Annotated in this window: 10 protein-coding genes, 3 pseudogenes and 1 other annotated feature; of the genes and pseudogenes, 1 reads left to right on the plus strand and 12 read right to left on the minus strand. The window is 45.5% G+C overall.

Annotation, left to right across the window (positions count from 1 at the left end):
- Positions 1-192 precede the first annotated feature (192 nt).
- From DWZ60_RS14915 to DWZ60_RS20965, 4 genes and pseudogenes are all read right to left on the minus strand, one after another.
- Positions 193-2079, minus strand: a complete 1887-nt coding sequence (locus DWZ60_RS14915; RefSeq protein ID WP_119221975.1) for a phage tail tip lysozyme — start codon at positions 2077-2079, stop codon at positions 193-195.
- 280 nt (positions 2080-2359) lie between these two features.
- Positions 2360-3598 (minus strand): MYG1 family protein, encoded by a 1239-nt coding sequence (locus tag DWZ60_RS14920; protein WP_119198112.1) that lies wholly within the window; start codon positions 3596-3598, stop codon positions 2360-2362.
- Positions 3599-3827: 229 nt separating this feature from the next.
- Entirely contained in the window at positions 3828-4040 is a 213-nt protein-coding gene (locus DWZ60_RS14925; protein ID WP_022461118.1) for a ferrous iron transport protein A, read from the minus strand.
- Positions 4041-4119: 79 nt separating this feature from the next.
- Positions 4120-4239, minus strand: a pseudogene (locus DWZ60_RS20965) (DUF6783 domain-containing protein); the annotation flags it as partial.
- Between DWZ60_RS20965 and DWZ60_RS20970 the strand changes: the two are divergent.
- A pseudogene (locus tag DWZ60_RS20970) lies at positions 4207-4392 on the plus strand (DUF6783 domain-containing protein). The pseudogenes DWZ60_RS20965 and DWZ60_RS20970 overlap by 33 nt on opposite strands.
- Before the next feature lie 140 nt (positions 4393-4532).
- Here the strand turns inward: DWZ60_RS20970 and DWZ60_RS14935 are convergent.
- From DWZ60_RS14935 to DWZ60_RS14975, 8 genes and pseudogenes are all read right to left on the minus strand, one after another.
- Positions 4533-5558 (minus strand): U32 family peptidase, encoded by a 1026-nt coding sequence (locus DWZ60_RS14935; protein WP_117802297.1) that lies wholly within the window; start codon positions 5556-5558, stop codon positions 4533-4535.
- 24 nt (positions 5559-5582) lie between these two features.
- Positions 5583-7082: a S8 family peptidase gene (locus tag DWZ60_RS14940; RefSeq protein ID WP_243038359.1), complete on the minus strand. Its 1500-nt coding sequence runs from the start codon at positions 7080-7082 to the stop codon at positions 5583-5585.
- Positions 7083-7532: 450 nt separating this feature from the next.
- Positions 7533-9950 (minus strand): DEAD/DEAH box helicase, encoded by a 2418-nt coding sequence (locus DWZ60_RS14950; protein WP_147397759.1) that lies wholly within the window; start codon positions 9948-9950, stop codon positions 7533-7535.
- An 83-nt stretch (positions 9951-10033) separates the two neighbouring features.
- Positions 10034-10627 (minus strand): class I SAM-dependent methyltransferase, encoded by a 594-nt coding sequence (locus tag DWZ60_RS14955; protein ID WP_118666792.1) that lies wholly within the window; start codon positions 10625-10627, stop codon positions 10034-10036.
- Positions 10628-11034: 407 nt separating this feature from the next.
- Positions 11035-11412 (minus strand): annotated as a pseudogene (locus DWZ60_RS17350) (transposase); the annotation flags it as partial.
- A 127-nt stretch (positions 11413-11539) separates the two neighbouring features.
- On the minus strand, positions 11540-12934 hold the full coding sequence (locus DWZ60_RS14965; protein WP_147397760.1) for a hypothetical protein: 1395 nt from the start codon (positions 12932-12934) through the stop codon (positions 11540-11542).
- A gap of 130 nt (positions 12935-13064) precedes the next feature.
- Entirely contained in the window at positions 13065-16439 is a 3375-nt protein-coding gene (locus DWZ60_RS14970; RefSeq protein WP_118666790.1) for a TRAP transporter large permease subunit, read from the minus strand.
- Entirely contained in the window at positions 16436-16936 is a 501-nt protein-coding gene (locus tag DWZ60_RS14975; RefSeq protein ID WP_055228267.1) for a TRAP transporter small permease, read from the minus strand. Before DWZ60_RS14975 ends, DWZ60_RS14970 begins: the two co-directional genes overlap by 4 nt.
- Before the next feature lie 114 nt (positions 16937-17050).
- Positions 17051-17323, minus strand: a binding site (T-box leader).
- Between the last annotated feature and the right edge of the window lie 195 nt (positions 17324-17518).

The raw sequence follows: 17518 nt of genomic DNA on the forward strand, positions 1-17518 counted from the left end.
ATTTTAATGCCTAATTTTTAACCTGTAAAGTTTTTTAACTTTCTTCAATTTTAGTATTGACTTTTTATTTGCAGGCTAAAGTAACGAGAATGCGACGCGCCGTTTTCAATTATTTTACTGTAAGAAAGTCCTCCACACAGAATCTTTCTGCTGTGGAGGGCTTTCTTTAACACGTTTTCATCATCTGTTCGTTTATTCTACATCTACCGGCGAATCATACGATTCCATAACATTGTAGATCTGTTCTGCTGCTGTTGTACGCAGTTTCTGCTGTGTGCTCTGGTCTGCGCATTTTTCGTATTCACGCATAAAGGCAGTTGCTGCGGTGTCAACATCTTCGGCATTTTTCAGTCTGTCCAGCAGATTCGGATTGTAGTCGGAAAGGTAGGCCATCAGACTGTCGAGCTGGCCGGACAGGCTTCCAAGGCTCTTTCCAAGATCAATGGTATATCGGCACAGATACTCTTTGATCGTTGGATCTGTAAAACCACAGAGACCATATCCATATCTTCCGCCACTGTAAAGGCCAAAACGGGAACTTCTGATCACTTCGTCACGGGAAATGATTCCGGCATCAACAAGGTTCGTGTACTGCTCCCCGCTCAGGCTTGTGCGGCTGGTAGAGCCATACTCAAGCAGTGTCGGATTGAGGTCTGTGGATGCCTCGTTTGCAATATTTCCCATAATACCGGCGGCTCCTTCTTTTGTAAATCCGTGCATCAGGAAGTAATTCCAGATCTTTTCTGCGTTCGTTCCACCGATTTCATCGTCGGCTGCAAAACGACGGATCGTCAGAATCGTGTCACAGTCCACCGGGCGGTCGCAGGTGATACCGGCGTTTTCGTTCAGCGCTTCTACAATTTTTCCTTCTCCGTCATACAGCGCCACATGGCCATTATAGCAAATAACATCGCCTGCGCGTGCCTCATCCAGGCTTGCAACCTCCGTTCCAAGGCTGCGCCATCCGCCGGAGATCGTATATTCACCGTCGTACGCACCGCAACGGGTCAGAATCTGCCATACAAAATGAGAGCAGTCAATACCGTCCGTCAGGGAGTTTCCACCCCAGACGTATGGTCTGCCAACGAACTGTTTTGCAAATGTGATAATACCGTTTCCGGTTGAGGTTTTTACTTCATAAACCGTTTCTTTTTTATAGGGAAAGGCTTCATTTTCAGACGGATCGATCACCTGATCCGCCAGTTTCATCTGATCCTCTCTGGTGCCGGTTACATATTCCAGCGCCTCTTTTCCCTGCTGCAGATAATCCGTACGGACAAAACCGCGGACGTCGCCCGATTCAATATAAACCCACTCCTGATCCGCATCGGCGATCACAAAACAGAGTGCCTTTGCCGGAAGTGTTCCCACGATCCGTGCGCTGGTGGAACCGCTTTCGCGGACGTTTAATCTGGTATCGACCTTTGCGTAGGCGTACGCTTTGTCGACCTGTGCGAAACCTGCGCGGAGATCTTTTTTCATGGAGCTGATATATTTTCCGTAATCAATCGTCTGAATCCAGTCATCCGCCTGTGTCTCATCATTTTTCGGTGTTTCTGTCGGGGCTGGTGCAGGCGTCTCGGTTGGCACCGGTGTTTCTGTTGGTTCCGGGGTTTCGGACGGGACTGGAGTCGGCGTTTCACTTGGGGATGGCGTTACCGACGGTTCTGGAGTTTCGCCTGGAGTTGGTTCCGGGGTTTCACTTGGAGATGGCTCCGGCATCTCGCCTGGATTCGGGTCTTCCGGTGTCTCCGTTGGAGTCGGATCCTCTGTCGGTTCTGGCGTTTCCGGTACTTCTGGCTCCTCTGTGGAAGCGGCATTTTCATCCTGAGATGGTACGGACGGTTCTTCTGCTGGTGTCTCGGTTTCCTGTGTTTCTACAGCCGGAACAACGGCTTCTTCTGTGTTTCCGTTTTCCGTTTCACTTTGCGTGGCCGGTGCATCCGCCTGATCTTTCTGCGTTTCCTGCACCGTTTTCGCTGTCTCCTCTGCATGCGCCGGTGCAGCCGAACCGAGAAGCATTCCAGCTGCCACGCCGAACGCTGTTACCGTTGTGCCAAATTTTTTCTTTGAAATCATATATGTTTTGCTCTCCTCTCTGCTGTTTGTCGATTTCTGCCTGCCATTTTCTGCTTTTGAGGCCGTTCGGATGAAATCACAAAAATGTATCGTTCCTGTAAAGTCTGGCCTCTTTTTTTGAAGATAAACCAAAAATGATATCATTCGTTTTCATTGTGCAAAAAATTTCACGTATTTTCTATATTGTATCACAGACAACATCAGATGCAAAGAAACAAATCACATATTGAGGAATTTTTCTGTTTAACGCGTGAAATTGAGAGAGATTCTCTGTAAATTCTCAGGAACCGGACGGAATGCGGATCAGAAGCCGTTTTCCATTCTGCTCTGATACCGTCAGAACCGGAATATGTTTCTTGCGGAGCTGGTGCATGACCGGATAGGCCGCAAAGAGATCACCGCTGACACAGACAGCCTCCGGCTTTTCTTTTAACAAGTCCGACAGGTATTCCCGCAGGCGTATCTTCCATTCTGCTTTTTCAAGTGATGACATGGCATAACTGCCACAGATGTTCAGTTCCGGGGCCTCCAGCAGCGGTTTATGAAGAATAACTGCATGCTCCATGCCCGGCATCTGCCGCAAAAGCGCGTCATCCGCATCAATCGCATCGGTACCGATGTGGATCAGAACCGGTGCTTTTGGCACTCCCGCAAGGCTGATGCGACAGGCAGCGACGGCATCGTCAAGCGTTTCTGCGGTGAGAAGAAATCCTCCTTTGTGGCAGAAAGACACACCGGAAAGCCCCGTCGCTTCCTGCAGTGCTTCTTTTTCCAGGCCAAGCCATGTTTCCGGAAAATCATACTTGTAATTGAATGAATTTTCTTTTCGAACCGGCTGCACGCAGTAACCGCCGCGGTTCGATGGGAATATCAGAAATGCAATTTCAGTCGCGGAAAGCTGTTTCTGACATGGAAAAAATTCCGACAGAATCAGAATCTTTTCATCCATTGTTCCTGCCTTTTTCTCCGCTGCGATCCGCTTCCTGTGTTCGGCAAGAAGATCTGCAAACTGCTGCTCCGCCCGCTCATCCGCACGAAAACGCTCCCATTTATGTTCCAAAATCCGTCCGGCCACTGCCACCGCCTCCAGGAAAGCAGCATCGCTTCCGCTGTTATCATCCCATACCGGATTGAACATGCCGATCATACTGGCGAGTTCATTCTTTTCTCCTGTATTATCATTGAGATCGAGCGGCTGTACAAACTTCTCGTCAAACTGCGCAGCCATCTCCGGACTCAAAATTTCTGTGCCAAGTGCCTCCCATAAAAGGCCAAACGCCGCGTACGGAACCTGGTTTTCCCGGATCCGGCTGTCTTTCTGGTGATGGTCGTATTCTCCTCTTCCAATATCAAAAACAATCCCGGCAAAATCCTCCGGCACACGATTTCCGCGCTGGATAGTAAGCTGCGGATTAAAATGCAGAAGCAGTGCCGCAGAGAACACATCATCCGCATGAAATTTTCCGCCGTGCGTAAAAGCAGCGGCATGTTCTTTTTGTATCTGTTCTAATAATGTCATAAAATTCCAACTTCCTTTTTCTTAAGATCTGCTCTATTTTACTCTATCTGGCGGCTGTTTCGCAACGGTTCTATGTAAAGAAAAGCTTGAAAACTTCCTGGCGCGTATTTATTAAAAATCATTTCCGCAGTCTGCACACTTATCTACGAAATTTCTTTTGTGGGTATTTGGAAAATCAAAATGAGCGGCTCCTCTTCCAAGGTTCCGCTCATTTTGATTTTTCTTCCTTTCATACCTGAATCCGGTCTGCAGCTGCATCACACATTGCAATCCGTTTTCCATCCATGCCAAGGATCAATCCACCGTTTATTCTCTGGATGACCTGTACGGTGCTGCCTTCTTTGATTTTACGGCTTCGGAGGAAATCCAGAACATCAGGGATTCCAAACATCCATTTGATGGTACAGATATCACCGGTTTTTTTCTTTGAAAGTGCCTGCATGGTATCCCTCCTTTTTACTTTTTCTATATTGTATTCCCTGAGGAAATATTTAGTCAATAAGAACAATTGGGATACGCTTCTAACTAAAGTTTGTGTGCAAAGCGCTAGAGTGTGTTTGAAAAAGGCTTTTCGTAGTCTGCATGTTCCAATTTGTGGGAGATTTTGTCTGAATGAAGGAGGCGTAGCGGGCTACGGCGACTGAATGAGGGCAAAATATACCGCAAAGTGGGGCGTGCAGGCTGCGGAAATGGTTTTTCAAACACACTCTAGTTTTTCAATCAGAAAAAGAGTTTGCTGCACGCGATCGCAATCGAAGCTACGGCCACGATCCGTTTCAGCAGCGTCTGGTTGATTTTCGTCGCATTTCGTAATTATTATAAATAATCACGCAGAAGACGATTCATCATTATGTCAATTATTAAAGCGTGCTGGGAAAACATTTCTCATTACGTTCTCCACTATCTCTTTAGATTCAGAAAGAATTGACATATTTTATCTGGCATAGCACATGTGACTGCATCCATTTGGAAAGAGCTCTGCTTTCATCGCTCGGATATATTCTTCTTCCGTAGAAGAATCCTCCAGAATCTCCAGCGTGCGGCGCAGATTTCGGATATCACGCTCCATAAAATCGGTATAATTTCCCCGGCCTACCAGCTTCAGATGAGTGATTCCAGCATCGGAAAGCTGTTTTAATGTACACAGGCCGCAGCCGGTTGCGCCGCAGAGGTAACCATCTTCCGATACAGGATTCATCAGTTCTGATGCAGAATCCCATTCGGATATAGAAATATTTTCTCCCGGACGATTTTTTTCTTGTTTTTCTAATTTAGATTCTGAAAGCGACATCGGTTTCTTCCAGTAAGGAACCCGGCAAAGATATCCCATTTCATCGCAGTGCAGGGAATTGCAGAAAGCACCACTGAACTGGCACAGTTCATTCAAAGCAAATGCCTCGAACTCCGTTGGATAAGTCCATTCTTTTCGAGCGGCTTCTTTCTGCGCAGTTATATGCCGAATCACTGCACGCATTTCCGAGATCGTATTTTTGCGCTGGAAAATGATCCTCTTCGGGTATTCTTTCGCAAAAACCTCTGTCATCGCAGAATTCACTGTTCCCAAATCCCCGCTCAGATGCACCTCACAGTCGATCTTTTCTTTTCGCAGGTACACAAGCAGCGCGGGATCCGCAAGAATATAACTGTCAAACCCTATGCTGCGGCACTGTTGGATGATCTGTGCAATTTCTTCATACTGTTCCGGCCGGTAATACAGCGAATTGAACGCCAGATGCACTGGCTTCTGGTATTTCTGCACCATATTGGCCAGAATTTCCAGTTCACTGAACGATCCAATTTGTACGTTATAGTTTAAAACCTCTCTCCGATTCAGCGGCAGAACCGTTCCGTATTTTTCTGACCAGGAAAATGGAACGTAACCGCAGAACAGCTCGTCTGCACCGGCGCGGACGTAACGGGGATAGTCATCAATGGAGCCGAGGCCTGATGTGATTTTCATAAGTTAAATCCTTTCGCTTGCGCCTCATTCAAATTCAATCTCTTCCTCCGCCTTAGCATACAAATCCAGCTGATTTTCAATATCAAGTCTCTGAACCAGCCAACCTCTTGCAAGACACATCTTCACAAAATCGTCTATACGATTTACTCCATTCATCTCTTTTAACGTTACAACCACACCAAACGGAAGAGAATCTTTTCTTTTCTGCAAGCATTCTTTCGTATTAATCTTAAGTCCCCATAACCCAGAATCATAAGCCTTTCGGGGAACCCTTTTTTCTTTTATTTTTTCACTGATATGTTTCACATTATCCCATTTGCGATACATTTTTCTTGCATCTTCTTCGTACAAAGTAATCTGTTTCTCTTCAGACTGTCGATTGTCATCAATTGCTTTAATCATGGTTGACCCTCTTTTGGCAACAACTCTGCCAAACTGAATATCCATTTCTGTACTCGTATAGTCAACACCCTGTTTGCGATCGCACTGTGGAAAATATGCTAGGGTAGCTCTTGCATAAAACGGGTGCGCATGATCTACAACAGGCACTGGCAGATTATAAGTATAAGTTTCATATTCCTCCGATGCCCCTGTCATAATGAAACGTATTTCATCATCCGGTGTTTTTAAAACCTCATTAATATGCTTTGGCACAACACCATATCCGATTCTATGTGAAATATCATCTCTTCGATTCCATCCGGCAGCTGCATCAATCAGCAATGCTTTCGCCACTTCCCGGCTTAATCCCATAATATGAATCAAATATGCCAGTTTACGTGAAATCCATGGCGCTGCAAATGAAGTTCCCGCTACGTATGCTGCTCCCATATCGTCTTTGCATACCACCATTTTATCTGTATAGACCGTTCCATCACCACCATAATAACTGACATCCGGTTTATGAAAAAACGACAGAACAGGTCCAATCCTGGTATAAGAAGCAGAGTTTCCTGCAAAATCCACAGCATTAACCACCATAGAATTCAGGGAATCTGCCGGAGATCCAATTCTCATATTCTTTTTGGTAACTCCTGCCGGAATATTTGTACCTGCTACCACAAAAATAACGTCATATTCACTTTGAATACGATCCAGCTCTGCAGCCTCCAGCGAAATAAAATTTGGTTTGATTTCAAGTTTTGATCCCAGCGATAAATTCCAGACTTTAATATCTCGATTGGACGCAACAATATTTCGGATCATTTTCAGAACAGTAAAAGAACTAAATCCGTTATTTGTTGCCACTCCAAAATGTCTTACGCGAAATCTGCCGCAGCCATCCGCAAGCTCCGGGTTTCCCTGTGGGCCATCTACGATAATATAGCTGACAGCTGTTCCGTGTTCATAATCTTTCCTGGACAGAGGAATATTAGGGTCCAATAGATTTTTATATTCAACCCACTCGTGAAAATACACTTTTTCATTGAACTGTGTATCTATCACACCTATGACCGGTTCGTTCTGTGGATGTGGGATTAATAATCCGGCATCCTCTTCCATATCCTCATACGCATCTAACACATCGTCTCTTGAAATCTCAGAGAATTAGATTTTGTGAGATTGTTCTGTACGCACCAGGTGTCAACATCCATGACCTCCGGACGGTTCTGACAGGCACGAATTTGTTCTGCCCACTGCCGGATCCTGACCTGCTGCGCTATAAGACTGGTTTGCGTAGCTATACCATCCCTCCCTTAATTATAGTCAGTCTAAAAAGTTGAGTACTGAACTTTTTGGACTATGTTAATTTAGTCAGTATGATTATGGCATAAATGTAGTGGGATAAAAAGGTACTCGGAATTTACCGTTTACTTTCAAAAAGCTGTTCAATCAGCTTTGCTTTATCCACATAGTAAAATCCAGATTTTCAAACTTCCTGAAAATCTTCAAATTCCACCGGTAATCTCTTGTATCCTGCTATATTTACACGCACCTTTCCAAATCAAATCTCTGGGGAAGAAATTCTTTCTGCTATCTCTTCACCAGCACAGCTCCTTCCATTTTCGCATAATACTCCGCCAGATCTTCCTCCATCTGCCTTCTCACCCGCTCCCAGTCCCCTGCTTCCATCTGGCTGTACAGCGCATGATTCATCGAGATTACACTCAGATCCTTCGAATAATACAAGAACCGTTTTCTCTCAAATTTCTCAAACGGATTGGTCAGCATACTTCTCTGCATTGATTTCTTATCCTGCAGCATCGTTTCATTATACGGACATGTACTCCGGTCTACGGGAAGTCCCCGGGTTATTCTGTCCTGGTAAAAAGCAATATAATCCTCCAGAATCTCCTCTATTTTTGCATCTCCAATAGAATCCACATGACGGATAAAAGCCAGCAGAAATGGCATTTTATAAGAAAGTGAATAATCTCTTTCTTCCAGGAACGCAAAAAAATCTTCTTTGATGGTCGCATCGTTGTGTTCCTTAATTCCAAGCTGCTTCCGATATTTTTCCACTTCATCCGGACTGAATAAATATAATGTTTTACTTCCGAATTTGTACTGCACTTCTGGCGTTAATTTTCCGGCTCTGATCCAGCTTGTGATGGTTCCCGTATTCACAAAATATTCCCTGGCAACCTGCTCCTGGCTCAGATAATCGCCGTATTTTTCTTCAAAAGAATGGATATCCACCTCTGTAATCCGCTCAATCCGCTCTTCCATTCCATCAATCACCACCAGATCTCCCGGTTTATAATCCATTTTTGTGATATCGCCAAACGGAACATAATAAGGATTGGCAAAAACAGAATGCATACTGCAGGGCTTGATCATGGCGCCGTACTCATCGACTACGTCAATCACAATCACATTTTTCTTGGTGTCCGTTTTCCGCAGTCCCCTTCCGACCTGCTGCAGATAAAGAACCTTGGAAAGCGTAGGCCTTGCCATCACCAGAATGCCGAGTTCCGGATAATCCCATCCCTCTGAAATCATATTGCAGGCACACAGGAAACGGATTTCCTTTTCTTTAAACGCTTTCATAACAGAACTTTGATTTTTCGTCTGTCTTGTGTAGCTGGCCGCCGAAATATTTGCCTTATTAAGGAGCTTTGCCATTTCGTTCGCATGCGCAACATTGACACAAAAAACAACACCCTGTCTCGTGCCCGCTTCGCCAGACGTAAAATACTCTGAAAGTACCTGGACAATCAGCTCATTTCTTGAAGTGACCCGGATTCTTTTCTCCAGATCCGCATTGACATAATCCCGCCCATTAAACCTTACACTGGAAAGATCAAGATTCGTTTCAATCCGGTAAACATTCGCTTTCGCGACCACTCCCTTTTCCATCGCTTCTTTTAAGGATAACGAAGTCGTATACGATCCAAACACCGTTTCCAGCTTTCTTTTATCCGGCCGCTGATCCGTCGCCGTCAGGCCTATCGTAAATTCTGTCCGATAGTATTGCACAACTCTTTTCAGCACTGGCGCAACCGCATGATGTGCTTCATCCACGACAAGATAATTGTAATAGTCTGGTGTAGTGTCCGTATAATGTCTGGCCGCGAAGGCATACGTTCGAATATCAATCTTATCTTTTAACTCTGGCAGCGAAGCCTTTATTCTTTCTTCCCAGTCCAGCAAAAGATTGACTCCCGGAACCAGAATCAGTCCACGAAACTTTTGTTTTCCTTCCGCGAATGTCCGTAAATCTTCTTCCACAATTTTCGATTTTCCCGCTGCTGTAGGCAGCACAATCAAAAATGCCTTGATACCCGCATCTCTGCGCTTTTGTATCTCCTGCAGGCTGACAGTCTGATGTTCATACAGCTCAACTTTTCTTTCAACTTTGATTCCGTCATCCACAAAATTCGAAGAATCTTTTCCAAAATACTGTTTGATATCATCCTCAATCCGACTGGCAAATTCGCAATCCTCTTTGGAAAAGCGAAATAATTTGATCCCCCACAGGGCACACGTATTTTGTTTCTTGAGCTGATTGCGATATTTTTCCTCTCCAATAATTTGCGGATGATGGTAATCAAGGCCGTTTTCTTCGATCGCATATTTCTGATCCTTTGTTCTGACAAAATAATCGAGAAAATAATTCCTTCCATTTTCATCACAGATTCCATATTCCCGCGTCAGATATCTCAGCGCATTCATTCCATAAACACTTGAAAAATTCTCTTCGAAATGAATTTCCAGCGGAGAAGCATCGGCCTGCTCGCTCCGATCTCCTGTGTTTCGTATATAACCGCCTTCCAGGACAATTCCATCTTTGGCAAGATATGAATCCAGATTTTCCCGCGCATATCCCAGAAAACGAAACACCCTTTGAAAGCGATGCATATAATCATTCTGCTTCTCCGTAATCAGCATATAGGGAAAAACCGGCTCTTTTGGCTCATGAGAGCAGATACCATCATCAATAACAACCATATCTATCCCATTATCATAAAACCGGGAAATTCCGCCATTCGGATAACACACTTGTTCCCGAAATCTAAAATCTGCGTGTTCTGCTAGAAACCTGTCTTTTTCAATATCAGATTCAGCCACTTTTCCTTCTCCTTTCCCGGTCTTACATCATCCGTAATCCACTCTTCTTCTATTCGGATCTGCTCCACATCCTTGATAAAATCAGAAAAAGTATCCGGTGTGAAATCCGTAAAAAAACGGCCGTTTCTTTCGCCTTCAAACGTTCCATATTTAAAGGAGGTATAAATAATCCCATTAGTGTCCAACGCTGTTACCATCTTATGGAATACCATTTTTAATTCTTTTTTCGGTAAATGCAGAATCGATGAACACGCCCAGATGCCGTCATATTGATTCATCTCATCCAAATCCTGAAATATCATGTTTTTTACCGGAATACCGGTATAGGCACTGGCGTATTTGCACAGTTCTTCTGAACCGTCCAGCGCCGTAACAGCAAGACCGTTTCCCAGAAAATACTTCGTGTCTCTTCCGGAACCACACCCGAAATCCAGCACTCTCTTTCCCGGCAAAGCGTTTAAAAATTTATCCTGCATCGTCTGGAAATCTACAGAAACAGTGCCTTGTATGAAAGAAGCTGCGTTTTGGTTGTAATAAGCGATTGTTTGGTTTTCCATATTGTGATGATCTCCTTGATAGAAAATGTAAAGCATGTGCTGTGCAAAACTGTTTTCTCTTTTTTTAAACCGAAAACACTTCTTCAGACATTTTATAGATACTTACTTGTCAAGTTCATTATATGCCTTTTTGACGATCTGCGCCATCAATAATCTTCTCTGCTTCAGGAATTCAGGATACGGTAACTGCTCAAAATTCTCAGGTAATGCATTCTGAGCACAGGCAAGCCGGTATCCTTCTTCTCCTAATTTCTCTCGGTACCGGCTGACATACTCCGCCGGAGCTTCATCGGAAATATCAATGTTTGTTGTATAGTCCAAGTATGTAAAGTTTGCAATCTGGTTTCTGTCACGGTCATTATCGTACCCGATCTTTTCAAGATAATGTTTCGGAAAGATATGATGCTTGCCGCAGTGTCTGTAACCTGTTTGCCATACTGTAAAGCATCGTATATCATGTTTCGAACCGGCATTGCATAATGAATGTCTGTCTGATTTTCGATTCCAAGAAGCAGATAATACGTTTCCGATTCCTGCATAACCGCAGCTGTTTTCAATATATCCCGATATTTCTGAACCGGATCTTCTGTCATTTCGGTTATCTCTTTTGCCTCTTTTCTCTCTTTCTTTGCGCCAAACGATATGGCAATCTCTGTTGAATCAACTTCTGTCAGTTTTTCTGGATTAATAACTTTTCTTCCATTGTAGATAAGATAATTGAACGCATCTGCAAAAATGTTACTCTTTCGCATGTATGCTTTGGTAACAATATCCGGTTTTCCCATGTGCATACACCTCCTCAAAAATATTTCAGAGAAGTCTGCACCCTTCCAGTTGTTTTTCAACTTATCACGAATTGGCAGCTCTATCAAGTTGAAAATATGAACTGCGAACATCCTTCTTAAGAAGTCACTATAGCAAATTCACTACAATCCGGTCTATCCCGCGCAGCCCATACATTTTCCCCATCGCCTCCGGCTCCTGCAAGATCGACAAATCAATCCCAAACAACGAATTATACCTCCCCATCATCCGCAAATGCTCCGGATACAAAAACGCCTGTTCTTCACAGAATCTATGGCACTTCCGCACCGGCGTCTGCGCGCCGCGGCTTCCTTTAGTACATGCTGCATACAGTGGACAGTACTGTGAGGTATTGGTCTGATAAAATGGAAGATGCATACTGTTTTTCCCTTCTGGAAACTTCCTTGTACTGGTATCGCCGCAGCTCTCCCATTCATACCGTTCCATCCGAAATTCTTCTTTTAAATATTCCTGGTAAAACGCCGCATGAACGCTATTTTGTTCAAACAGCGTCCGGTTCCCCAGCTTATAGGCCATCCGTGGATCTTTTTTTCGCTTGTTGAGCAGCACGCCAAGGCAGAGAGAAAACACCGGAAGCTGAGCTGCCAGATGGGCCGTTCCCCAGTCATTTACGACAATCTCAATGGTTTTGTTCTTTTGTTCACACCATCTGGCAAGATGCTGCAGACGTGCTTGCGTTTCCGTCAGATTTTCTTCCAGCAAAAATGGAAAAGTAAGCGTAATTGAAAATGACTCCCGGCAGGCTTTGTCCATCATTACAAACAGTTCCTCTTCTTTCGGTGCCAGATGCGGGCAGAAAGCATTTCCTATATAGAGCCGATCCGGGTGAAAAACCGGCGGATCTGCAATCTGGTTTCTCCGAAAATAAGCATCAAAAAACACCGCACTTTCCATCGAAAGATACGCCTTATACCATTCCGGCCGGTCCAGTTCGAGCGCCAGCTCAATCGGCTGCCCGGATCCGGCAGCACTATTCTGCAATGCCACAAAGGTTTCCTTCGTAATTCCGGAAAACCATACTTTTTTCTGCTCTTCCAGACTTTCCAGATGAAACGCGTCCTGCTCCGCAGGATATCCTGTCATCTCTTCTGCAAGCGCGGCATCATCGTCCTCCATTTTCCAGCGGATATACTGGCTGTATTGCAGGGCAAGGTGCTGTACCGCATTTTGATAATCTTCTTGTTCCGTGGCGAAGGTATAAACAACATCAAAATCTTCCTCTTTTTCCTGCAGAAAAGTCGCATCACGAAGAAGAATCCGCTGGTAGGATGCCGTTTTCTGATCGTAAAATGCCAGTTCCCACGGTGCGTTTTTCTGCTCTGCCGTGGCCGGTGTCGCAAGACGGGTCTGAAAGCCATATTCCGAAATTGCCGTGATCCGCACTTCCTTATTGCCCCAGTATCCTGCCAGAATTCCAAACGGCAGCATGGAAATCCATGGCCATTGGCTGATTTCTTTTTCCCGTTCTTTTTTCTGTTTCATTGCTCCAACTCTCCCGTTTTCTGATACCCTCCAGTATACCTGTTTTTCTGGAAAACTCAAAGAAAAAAATCCATCCACGCCCAGAAACAGTCTCACCGGAGACCTCCAGGTCATGGATGGATTTTTATCATTATTTTGTAAACGTCTCAATCAGCTCTTTGGCATCATCATATCCCTGTCCTTCCAGTTCTTTCTGATACCACTCGTCCACGCCGTCTACTGCCTGTTTGAACGAATCGATGTCCATATCCTCATAATTGGTAATGGTAACACCATTTTCATTCTGCCAGCGGTTCATGATTTCATCATCACCGGCGCGGTTAATCTCACGCTCGTACTGTGTTGCCAGACGACCGCACTCATCGATCACTTCCTGCTGCTCCGGTGTCATACTGTCATAAATGTCTCCGTTAATACAGAAGAACAGACAATCATAAATTGCATTCCACATCGAGCAGTACGGCTGTACTTCCTGTACGCTGGCTGCATCGATAGCAGGAAGTGGATTTTCCTGGCCTTCTACGGTTTTCTGCTGCAGGGCCGTGTAGGTCTCGGACCAGTTCATGTTGGTGGCATCGGCACCCCAGCGTTTGTAGCATTCCATCAGCAGGTTGCTTCCTGCCACACGGATTTTCAGGTTTTTCATGTCATCGACGGTTTTTACTTCCTGCTTGCTGTTGGTCAGCTGACGGAAACCATTCTCGGCGATTCCCATGCAGTGCAGGCCGTACTCATCAAGGATCTCTTTCAATTTTTCGCCTGCCTCGCCGTCCAGTTTTGCATCCGCATCTTCTACGGAATCAAACAGGAACGGAAGGGATACGACGTTAAATCTCGGGTCAAAGGCAGAGTAAATCAGGTTGCTGTGCATTGAAATCTGTACCGGATCTCCATCGATCAGTGCCTGGATACCCTCGGACTGGTTTCCGTTGGTCAGCTGGTCTGCGGCATATACGTTGACTTTGATCTTGCCGCCGGTTGCTTTTTCAATCAGCTCACCGAACTTCCGGCCGCCTTCTGCCCAGGTACTGGTTTCTGTCGTGGAGCAGGTGAAGTTCCAGGTCTGCTCCGGCCAGTCGAGATCGCTTCTGTCTTCTACATCGTAGGTGCTTGCAGAAGATGTATCTTTCTTTGTAAAGGCTTCAATCAGATCTTTGGCATCGTCATAACCTGCGCTTTCCAGTTCCTTCTGATACCACTCATCCACGCCATCTACCGCCTGTTTAAAGGAATCGATGTCCATATCTTCGTATTTTGTGATCTTGACACCGTTCTCGTTCTGCCAGCGGTTCATGATCTCATCGTCACCGGCACGGTTGATCGCACGTTCGTAATCGACGGCTTTCTGTCCGGCCTCATCGACAACTTTCTGCTGTTCTGGAGTCAGATTGTTATAGATATCTCCGTTAATGCAGAAGAACAGGCAGTCATAAATCGCATTCCACATCGAGCAGTACGGCTGTACTTCCTGTACGCTGGCTGCGTCGATAGCCGGCAGCGGATTCTCCTGGCCTTCTACGGTTTTCTGCTGCAGGGCGGTGTAGGTCTCGGACCAGTTCATGTTGGTCGCATCGGCGCCCCAGCGTTTGTAGCACTCCATCAGCAGGTTACTTCCTGCTACACGGATTTTCAGGTTTTTCATATCATCGACGGTTTTTACTTCCTGCTTGCTGTTGGTCAGCTGGCGGAAACCGTTCTCGGCGATTCCCATGCAGTGCAGGCCGTACTCATCGAGGATTGCTTTTAATTTTTTGCCTGCCTCGCCGTCCAGTTTGGCATCCGCATCTTCTACCGAATCAAACAGGAACGGAAGAGATACGACGTTAAATCTCGGGTCAAACGCAGAGTAAATCAGGTTGCTGTGCATCGAAATCTGTACCGGGTCTCCGTTCATCAGTGCCTGGATTCCCTCAGACTGGTTTCCGTTGGTCAGCTGGTCTGCGGCGTATACATTGACTTTGATCTTGCCGCCGGTTGCTTTTTCCATGAGCTCGCCGAACTTGCGTCCGCCTTCTGCCCAGGTACTGTTCTCGGTGGTGGAGCAGGTAAAGTTCCAGGTCTGCTCTTCCCATCCAAGGTCACTGTAATCAGCGATATCATTGTAATCCTCATTGCCGGAGGAATTTCCTGCTGTGCTGCCATCCGAACCATCGCCACTGGAAGTATCGGAATTCGTTGCTGCAGCTACCGTTCCGGTATAAGCTCCGTCTTTTGCCAGTGCTTTTGGAAGGAACGTGGAAATCTGCGGAACATACGTAATCAGAAGCAGAACTGCTACCGATGCTGCGATCATTGGCATAACGGCTTTGGAAATCTGCTGAATGGTAACTTCCATTCCTTTTTTCAGTTTTACGGAAATGGCGACAAACAGGTTGACACCGACTGGCGGAGTTACCTGTCCAATGGCCAGGTTGACCGTTGCCACGATACCGAATGCTACCAGGTCATAGCCAAGGGCTTTGCAGACCGGAAGCATAATCGGGATGAAAATATACATGGCAGAGTTTGCATCGATAAAGCATCCTGCAATCAGGAAAATGATATTGACAATCAGAAGGAATACAAACTGGTTATGAGCAACGCTTCCAAGAAGATCCGACGCTGCCTGCGCAATACCAAACTTTGTGCAGACAAAGGAGAACAGAGAAGCACTTGCGACGATCAGCATAATTCCACCAGTTGTTTTGGCAGAATCTACCATCAGATCCCACAGGTCTTTCAGTTTGATCTCTTTATAAATAAAGATTCCGACAAACAGACCGTATACAACGGAAACGGCAGCTGCCTCGGTCGGGGTGAAAATACTTCCATAGATACCGCCAAGGATGATGACCGGCATTAAGAATCCCCAGAAAGCATCTTTAAAGGCATCCCATCTTTCTTTGGCTGTTGCTTTTTTCTGGGTCGGCTGAATGTTGTGTTTCTTTGCCTCCAGAAGAACAACGATGACAAGGGCCACACCCATCAGAATACCAGGAACGATACCTGCTGTGAACATATCGGCAATGGATACGCCTGTGATGGATGCATAAACAACGAATGCAATACTCGGCGGTATGACGATCGCAATCGAACTTGACGTCGCCATCAGGGCCGTGGAAAACGGAGCAGAAAATCCGCCTCGCTCAATCATGGCAGGGATCAGAACCATACCAAGTGCTGCTACGGTTGCCGGACCGGAACCGGAAATCGCACCAAAGAAGCAGGCTACGATAACGCATACGATGGCGATACCGCCTTTTTTATGGCCGACGCAGGTGTCGACGAAACGAATCAGTCGTTTGGAAATGCCCGCTTTTGCCATAATGTTTCCGGACAATACAAAGAACGGAATGGCAAGGAGCAAAAATTTACTGATACCGGAATACATATTGGTTGCTACGATGGTCAGGGATGTACCGGAGTACAGGATCGCGCAGATCGAAGACAGACCAAGGCAGATGCCAATCGGGATACCAAGGATCAGAAAAACAAAGAATGAAAGAAAAAGAATTGCACTGATCATTTTTTCTGTCCCTCCTCTTTTGCTTTTACGAATGTATCAATCAGATATTCGATCATGTGCAGCGTCATGCAGGCTGCGCCGATCGGTACGAAAGACCAGAAAATCCATTCCGGCCAGTTTAAAACGAACGTTCTCTTTCCGTTGGCAAGCTGGGTCAGTACCTTGTCCATGCCGTATTTAAACAGAACTACGGTAAAGGCAACACTAAATGCTGTGTTGACAACCAGCAGGATTCTTCTCGCCTTCGCAGAAAGACGGTCCGGCAGTAAAGAAAGATTGACCAGCTCTCCGTCACGGGCAGCGAGCGCTGCAGCGAGAAGTGTAATCAGGACAAATACCGCAACAACGAGTTCCTCGGTAAATGACCAGGACTGATGCAGTACCTTACGGGAAAGAACGTTTCCCACCGTAAGCACAACAATCAGGATCGTGGACAGCACGAGAACCAGTTTCTCAACAAATGCCAGTCCATTCATGATTTTTTTGTACACTTTCATATGTTTCCTCCCTTTTCCCGCTGTCGGATACAATGTTCCAGCAGGATCTATTCTTTGCCAGGCTGTATTACCGGGGTGAATTTGCAGCTGACAAACAAAAAAATCCGCCCCTCAACGAGGGACGGAACTGTTCTTTTCCCGCAACCACCCTTGTCTCTTCTTTGAAACAAGCACGAATACAACGCACAAGCATACGCGGTTTCTGTAACGGGAAACTCCCGTGAAAACCTACTGGAATTCCGGCACATAGTACGATACACGGCCGATTCGTTGGGCTTTCCTTCTCCAAGATGATTTTCAATCCAGATTCGTTGCTGTCTCGCACCTTTCCGGCAGCTCTCTGAAAACGATTTGTCTGCATTTACTTTTTCTTTTCTCAGAATTTGCTTTTACACGACAGAAGCAATTTTAACGCGATTTTTGTTGATTGTCAAGAATTGGCTGGAAAAATTTGTCGATTTTTTGAAAAACCGCATTTTTTTCGGTTTTGGACCTTTTTCTTGCATCTTTTCCATATCTTTTATATAATAATCTGCGGTATCCGAAATATGCAGCCTGATTTTTCATCTCGATCTTCCAACA

It is taken from the genome of Blautia sp. AF34-10, from assembly GCF_003477865.1.
Classification (GTDB): Bacteria; Bacillota; Clostridia; order Lachnospirales; family Lachnospiraceae; genus Fusicatenibacter; species Fusicatenibacter saccharivorans.

Excerpts from the sequence above, each read along its gene's own strand:
- DWZ60_RS14975 (WP_055228267.1), bottom strand. The coding sequence starts at position 16,936 with ATGAAAGTGTACAAAAAAATCATGAATGGACTGGCATTTGTTGAGAAA.
- DWZ60_RS14915 (WP_119221975.1), bottom strand. The coding sequence starts at position 2,079 with ATGATTTCAAAGAAAAAATTTGGCACAACGGTAACAGCGTTCGGCGTG.
- DWZ60_RS14970 (WP_118666790.1), bottom strand. The coding sequence starts at position 16,439 with ATGATCAGTGCAATTCTTTTTCTTTCATTCTTTGTTTTTCTGATCCTT.
- DWZ60_RS14950 (WP_147397759.1), bottom strand. The coding sequence starts at position 9,950 with ATGGTTGTTATTGATGATGGTATCTGCTCTCATGAGCCAAAAGAGCCG.
- DWZ60_RS14925 (WP_022461118.1), bottom strand. The coding sequence starts at position 4,040 with ATGCAGGCACTTTCAAAGAAAAAAACCGGTGATATCTGTACCATCAAA.
- DWZ60_RS14965 (WP_147397760.1), bottom strand. The coding sequence starts at position 12,934 with ATGAAACAGAAAAAAGAACGGGAAAAAGAAATCAGCCAATGGCCATGG.
- DWZ60_RS14935 (WP_117802297.1), bottom strand. The coding sequence starts at position 5,558 with ATGAAAATCACATCAGGCCTCGGCTCCATTGATGACTATCCCCGTTAC.
- DWZ60_RS14955 (WP_118666792.1), bottom strand. The coding sequence starts at position 10,627 with ATGGAAAACCAAACAATCGCTTATTACAACCAAAACGCAGCTTCTTTC.
- DWZ60_RS14920 (WP_119198112.1), bottom strand. The coding sequence starts at position 3,598 with ATGACATTATTAGAACAGATACAAAAAGAACATGCCGCTGCTTTTACG.